The sequence below is a fragment of the Corallococcus llansteffanensis genome, from assembly GCF_003612055.1.
Lineage (GTDB): Bacteria > Myxococcota > Myxococcia > Myxococcales > Myxococcaceae > Corallococcus > Corallococcus llansteffanensis.
In genome coordinates this window covers 1-2,500 of the sequence record NZ_RAWB01000596.1, presented here as the reverse complement: position 1 = coordinate 2,500, position 2,500 = coordinate 1, and the positions used below count along the sequence as shown (strand labels likewise).

Sequence of the window (2,500 nt, the reverse complement as noted above, 5' to 3'; positions counted from 1 at the left end):
TGTGTGTAGGGGTGAAAGGCCAATCAAACTCCGTGATAGCTGGTTCTCCCCGAAAGATATTTAGGTATCGGCTCGGGCAATTCAATGCCGGAGGTAGAGCACTGGAACGGCTAGGGGTCTCACCAGATTACCAAACCGTACCAAACTCCGAATGCCGGCAATTGTTATCCCGGGACGCAGTCAGTGGGTGATAACGTCCATTGGCAAGAGGGGAATAACCCAGACCGACAGCTAAGGCCCCCAAATCTAGTCTAAGTGAACACTAGAAAGGATGTGGCAGGTCATTGACAACCAGGAGGTTGGCTTAGAAGCAGCCATCCTTTAAAGAAAGCGTAATAGCTCACTGGTCAAGACAGGCCGCGCCGAAAATGTAACGGGGCTCAAGACTAGTGCCGAAGCTTCGGGTCATGCACGTTATGCGTGTGTGGCGGTAGGGGAGCGTCCCAGTTGCAGCGAAGGTAGACCGAAAGGGCTGCTGGAGCGACTGGGAGTGCTGATGCCGAAATGAGTAGCGATAAAGGGGGTGAGAAACCCCCTCGCCGTAAACCCAAGGTTTCCTGGGTCAAGTTAATCTTCCCAGGGTTAGCCGGGTCCTAAGCCGAGGCCGAAAGGCGTAGGTGATGGCAAGCAGGTTAATATTCCTGCGCCATCTTGCAGACGTTGAACTGAGGGAGGACGGAGAAAGCTAGGCGAGCTGACCGGTGGTTGTGTCAGTCTAAAGACGTAGGGGTGTCGCGTACGATTAAAGGCGCGGCAGCTATCCCCGAGATCCCATGGCGCCCCGCAAGGGGTAAGTCGCTGATGCTCTGCTTCCAAGAAAAGTCCCGCAGGGAGTCTGCAGGGTGTCCGTACCGCAAACCGACACAGGTGGGTGAGGAGAAAATCCTAAGGCGCTTGAGAGAACTCTCCTCCAAGGAACTAGGCAAATTTCCACCGTAACTTCGGAAGAAGGTGGGCCTCTGGTAGGTGTAGGCGTACAGCCGAAGCCGAGAGAGGTTGCAGAGAAATGGCGGTAGCGACTGTTTACCAAAAACACAGGACTCTGCGAAGGCGACAAGCCGACGTATAGGGTCTGACTCCTGCCCGGTGCTGGAAGGTTAAGGGGATTCGTCAGCCGCAAGGCGAAGCGATGATCCGAAGCCCCAGTAAACGGCGGCCGTAACTATAACGGTCCTAAGGTAGCGAAATTCCTTGTCGGGTAAGTTCCGACCTGCACGAATGGAGTAACGACTTCCGCACTGTCTCGGAGAGGGACTCAGCGAAATTGAAATAGCTGTGCCGATGCAGTTTACCCGCAGCAAGACGGAAAGACCCCGTGAACCTTTACTACAACTTGACAGTGACACTAGGGATTGGCTGTGTAGGATAGGTGGGAGCCTTTGAAGCCGGGCCGCTAGGTTCGGTGGAGGCAACGGTGAAATACCACCCTGCTGATTTCTGGTGTCTAACCATGTCTCGTCAGCCGGGACTGGGACACTGTCTGGTGGGTAGTTTGACTGGGGCGGTCGCCTCCCAAAAAGTAACGGAGGCGCGCGATGGTTCCCTCAGCCCGATTGGAAACCGGGCGTCGAGTGCAATGGCATAAGGGAGCTTGACTGCGAGACCGACAGGTCGAGCAGGTGCGAAAGCAGGTCATAGTGATCCGGTGGTCCTGAATGGAAGGGCCATCGCTCAACGGATAAAAGGTACTCCGGGGATAACAGGCTTATCTCCCCCAAGAGTTCACATCGACGGGGAGGTTTGGCACCTCGATGTCGGCTCATCGCATCCTGGGGCTGGAGCAGGTCCCAAGGGTTTGGCTGTTCGCCAATTAAAGCGGTACGCGAGCTGGGTTCAAAACGTCGTGAGACAGTTTGGTCCCTATCTGCTGTGGGCGTAGGATACTTGAGAGGCTCTGACCTTAGTACGAGAGGACCGGGTTGGAGGCACCGCTGGTGTACCAGTTGTCTCGCCAGAGGCATCGCTGGGTAGCCATGTGCCGATTGGATAACCGCTGAAAGCATCTAAGCGGGAAACCGACCTCAAGACCAGGTATCCCGGGCGCAAGCCCCTGAAGACTCGTGGAAGACTACCACGTTGATAGGCTGGGTGTGTAAGCGCGGTAACGCGTTAAGCTAACCAGTACTAATAAGTCGAGCGGCTTACTTTCCCCCTTCTCTTGCATGCCCCCTAACCGGGGAGTAAGGGACTCGGGGCCAAGGCCGAGGCCATGACGCGAAGTTTAGCGTCTGCCCGGAAGACAGCTGTTTCACTCTTCTTCAAAGAAGAGGCTTCACTCAAGCAGAAGCTTGCAACTTACCCTTCGTATGCACCGTCAATCGCTTTTCCGGTGGCAATGTCGGAGGGGTCACACCCGTTCCCATCCCGAACACGGAAGTTAAGCCCTCCAGAGCCGATGGTACTCCGCGGGAAACCGCGTGGGAGAGTAGGTCGCTGCCGGATTCTTTTTGAGCAAAGCCCCTGGTGCCGCAAGGCGCCAGGGGCTTTTGCCTTTGCGGGC

General features: G+C 55.9%; 2 rRNA genes (1 of these 2 cut by a window edge). Both read left to right on the top strand.

The annotated features are described in order from the left end of the window. Positions 1 to 2,149 (top strand): 23S ribosomal RNA (locus D7V93_RS36025); it begins 819 nt to the left of the window's first position. Between the two features lie 176 nt (positions 2,150 to 2,325). After that, positions 2,326 to 2,442: ribosomal RNA gene (rrf, locus tag D7V93_RS36020) — 5S ribosomal RNA — on the top strand. The last annotated feature ends 58 nt before the right edge of the window (positions 2,443 to 2,500 follow it).